Annotated in this window: 2 protein-coding genes; both read left to right on the forward strand. The window is 43.8% G+C overall.

Annotated features, from left to right (window positions below):
• Window positions 1-26: 26 nt before the first annotated feature.
• Entirely contained in the window at window positions 27-2,870 is a 2,844-nt protein-coding gene (locus KGY70_17505) for a beta-galactosidase (protein ID MBS3776998.1), read from the forward strand.
• Window positions 2,871-2,933: 63 nt separating this feature from the next.
• A partial coding sequence (locus tag KGY70_17510; protein MBS3776999.1) for a hypothetical protein occupies window positions 2,934-4,495 on the forward strand: 1,562 nt, incomplete at its 3' end.

Raw genomic sequence — 4,495 nt, forward strand, 5'->3', positions numbered from 1 at the left:
GAATAATTCGGATTAAATTCAATGATATGAGATTATTTCAATTACTTTTTCTGTTCGTACTGAGTATCCTGTTGATGCATTGCTCGAAGGCCCCTGAAAAAGAGAAGATTTCCCTGCGGGGAGAGTGGAAAGTCAGGCTTGATTCCCTGGATGTGGGCATCAAAAATCGATGGTACAGGGACAATTTTTCACAGAGTTTAAAACTTCCGGGTTCGCTGCAGGAACAAGGATATGGGAATGATATTGATTCCTCTACTTCCTGGACGGGCACTGTAAAGGGAAATTTTCACCAGGATCCCAAATATAAAGAATATCGTCAGGAAGATGATTATAAGGTGCCCTTCTGGCTGAATCCTGAAAAGCATTATAAGGGTGCTGCCTGGTATCAGAAAAAAGTGAACATCCCTGAGAATTGGACAGAGAAACAAGTAAAACTTATCCTTGAACGTCCGCATTGGGAAACCACTGTATTTGTCAATGGCGAAAAAACAGGAGTGAGAAACAGCCTTTCTGCACCCCATGAATATGATCTTACCGGTTATTTAACGCCGGGAGAAAACCATTTGACCATCCGGGTGGACAACCGGCTTGTAATTAACGTAGGGAAGAATTCCCATAGCGTTACCGATCACACCCAGAGCAACTGGAATGGCATAACAGGGGATATTTTTCTGAAGGCTGAGCCGCTGGTGCATATTGAAGATATGCAAATATATCCTGATGTTCAAAATGATATGGCTACAGTTGAAGTGCGTCTTAATAATGAGACTGGTAAGCGGTATGAGGGTCAAATGACTTTTCAGGCACAGACTGAGCAGGCGATGTTCGGTCATAAATTAGAAGAAGTACACAGAGACATTCGTGTAGATAGCAGCAGGACCGTCCGAGTTGATTATTTCATGGGAGACGATCCACTATTGTGGAGCGAGTTCGATCCCAATCTCTATTCCATGCAGGTAAGGCTCCGGAACACCGATAATGAGCAGGTGGATGCAGATTCGGTAATCTTTGGCATGCGTGAGTTTACCACCAAAGAAACCCGTTTTGTGATCAACCATCGTCCTACCTATTTGAGAGGCACCCTTGAGTGCGCTATATTTCCTGATACAGGTTATCCTCCTACCGATACTGCGTCATGGGGACGGATATTTCGAACCATCAAGAAGCATGGACTCAATCACATGCGCTTTCATTCCTGGTGTCCTCCGGAGGCAGCTTTTACGGCAGCCGATAAGGCGGGTATCTATCTTCAGGTAGAAGTTGCAAGTTGGGCCAACCAGGGAGCAGAACTCGGTTCGGGCCTCCCTGTAGATCAATGGATATATGAGGAAAGCAACCGCATTGTTGAAGAATATGGCAACCATCCCTCTTTCTGCATGATGGCTTATGGAAATGAGCCGGCAGGGGAAAATCAGCAAAAATACCTCACTGAATTTGTAGAATACTGGAAAAATAAGGATAGCCGCCGGTTATATACCAGTGCTTCGGGATGGCCCCTGATCGAAGCCAGCCAGTTTCACGTGGCTCCCCAGCCCCGTATCCAGGGATGGGGCGAGGAACTGAATAGCGTGATCAATCGTGAACCACCTCATACTACCTTTAATCATGAGGATTTTGTTTCAGAGTATGATAAACCGGTTATCGGACATGAGATAGGGCAATGGTGTGTTTATCCCAATTTCGATGAGATGAAAAAGTACACGGGTGTGCTGAAACCCAAAAACTTTGAAATATTCCGCGATATGCTCAAGGACAACCATATGCTTGACAAAGCGGAGAAGTTTCACATGGCCTCGGGGAAACTGCAGGCTTTATGTTATAAGGCAGATATTGAAGCTGCCTTGCGTACACCCGGTTTTGCGGGTTTTCAGTTGCTCGATCTGCATGATTTCCCCGGCCAGGGAACTGCCCTCGTAGGAGTGCTGGATCCGTTCTGGGAAAGCAAGCCATACATCTCTCCTCAGGAATATAGCCGGTTCTGCGGACCCACTGTGCCACTGGCCAAATTGTCCAAACGGATATACAGGAACTCCGAAACTTTCGAAGCTACAATTGAATTGGCGCATTTTGGTTCCTCTTTGTTGATCAATATTCCCATGAACTGGAAAATTGAGGATTCAACAGGGAAAATTCTCCAAAAAGGTGAATTGCAAAAGAAGGGAATACCATATGACAATTCTCAGAAAATCGGGGATATACGATTTGACCTGAAGGAAATAGAAAAGCCTCAAAAGCTTACCCTTACCGCTACTTTATCCGAATTTGGCTCCAATTCATGGGATTTCTGGGTCTACCCCGATCAGCTTGATATGCCGGATTCGGACGATGTAATCGTTGCCACTGAGTTAACTTCTCAGGTAAGACAGCGTTTGTCACAGGGCAGGAAAGTATTGCTGATCCTGCATAACAAGATAAAAGATGACAAGGGAGGCAATGTGAAGGTGGGATTCTCACCGATCTTCTGGAATACCGTTTGGACGAATAACCAGGCCCCGCATACCATGGGCATCCTTTGCGAGCCGGAGCATCCCCTGTTCAATGATTTTCCCACCGAATATCACAGCAACTGGCAGTGGTGGGATATTGTAACCGGGGCCCAGGTGATGAATATGGAGGACTTTCCCCCACAGATTGATCCTTTGATCCAGTCCATTCCCGATTATCACAAAAACCGTAATCTGGCCTTTGCATTTGAAGGGAAAGCCGGTGAGGGCAAAATTCTGGTGACTTCGATTGACTTCACCAAAGATTTGGAGGAGAATTTGGCCTCAAGACAGTTATATTACAGCATGCTCAACTATATGGAGAGTGAGGATTTTTCACCTGAACATACGGTTTCTCTTAATGATATTGAAACATTAAGGGAATAGGACTATTCATACCTGAATTGATAAGTTGCTTCATAAATAGAGAATTAAAAAGGAGGAATAATTATGAAAAAATCAATCTTAATCACAGTTATTATTGCTTTACTTGTTAACCTGAGCTATGTAACCGGCTCAGAGAATGAAAGTGAAGGTGAAAACACGAAAGTTTATACCGTATTTTTATCTCAGGGATATCTTCATACCGGTGGCCCCGTAGAGCATCCCTTAACAAATGAAGATGTTTTGAACAAGCTTCGGGATCAGTGTAGTGGAATAGATTTTATAGTAAGGGACCTCACACAGGAAGATATTTCCCGTGAATCACTTCTCGATGAAATGGAGGAGTCGAAAGAAAATTTAGATGGAGTGCTCATTATTGGCACCTTAAGTCAGTATAAGCTGGCATTTACAGGATTGCCAACCATTGTGGTATGGAATCTCTGGGAATGGGATAAGAGTCCTTACAAACTTTTTGCCAGGGGAGGTAATGTGGAAGAAAAGACCATCCTGAAAGGAGGCCCTGAATACAAGGATGGAAAAATCATCACAGCCCAGATTGACAGACTGCAGGTTTGTGAGCCTTCCAGGTCGGAAGCTATGTTTGAAGATTTGGTGGATAAGATTGAATTGATTCAGGCGATAAAGAAACTGAAAGACACCAGAATATTGTCGGTGTCTCCGCATCATAATCTTGCCCAGGTAGATTATCAGGGAGATGTCAATAAACGGATGCCAGAGGATTATAATGAAACGTATATGCGGGAAGTAAAAGAGAAGCTTGGCGTAGAAATTGTAAGGAGAGAACCTGAAGAATTTTATGAGGCATATGAGGAAGCGGATGAAAATGAAGCCAAAAAAATCGCAGAGAAATGGATGGAAGAGGCAATGGGAGTGAAAGCCGCAAAATCCGAAATAATAAAAACGGCCAGGGCCTATCTTGCTTTTGATGCATTAAGGGAAAAGTACGATTGCAACGCGGTTTCAACACATATGAGGTCGGTTACCGGTAGCGGAGAGGCAGAAGATATGTTCTGGCCGGGATTAGGTCTTGAATGTGGTTTTAAGACCCGAGGGATACAGGCTGTTTGTCAGGATTATCCCAATGTATTAATAGCTCAGCTTTTGGGATATTATATGACAGGCAGACCCAGTATGCTTGGTGACTTGATGGTTGATACGGAAAACTCTTTTAGCATCCTTTTACATTGTGGTTGCCCGATTAATCCCTATGGAGACGAACGAAGAGTCCCTTATGTGATACGGACTCATGCAGAAAGTCCGCTCAGAGAAACCCTGAAACCCGGATCATCTACAGGTATGCAGGTATTTTGGCCCAAAGGGGAACCTGTTACTATATGGAAAGTTTATCCCCTTTTAGATAAAATCGGCTTTCATACCGGACAAACAGTAGATGGTTATGCGCATTATGAAAATTATAAGGATATCGTATGTAGGAATAAATTAATAGCCAAGGTTGAGGATCCGGAGAATATCCAGAAACATTATTTTGCAGATTCATATGGAATTCACAGGGCAGCAACACTTGGTGACCTGGAAGAGCGAATTAAAGATTTGGCCACATTGATTGGTTTTGAGGTTATGGAGGAAGAGCAGCCCTTACCAGCTTA

This window comes from Bacteroidales bacterium (assembly GCA_018334875.1).
GTDB lineage: Bacteria > Bacteroidota > Bacteroidia > Bacteroidales > UBA12077 > JAGXLC01.

Excerpts from the sequence above, each read along its gene's own strand:
- KGY70_17505 (MBS3776998.1), top strand. The coding sequence starts at position 27 with ATGAGATTATTTCAATTACTTTTTCTGTTCGTACTGAGTATCCTGTTG.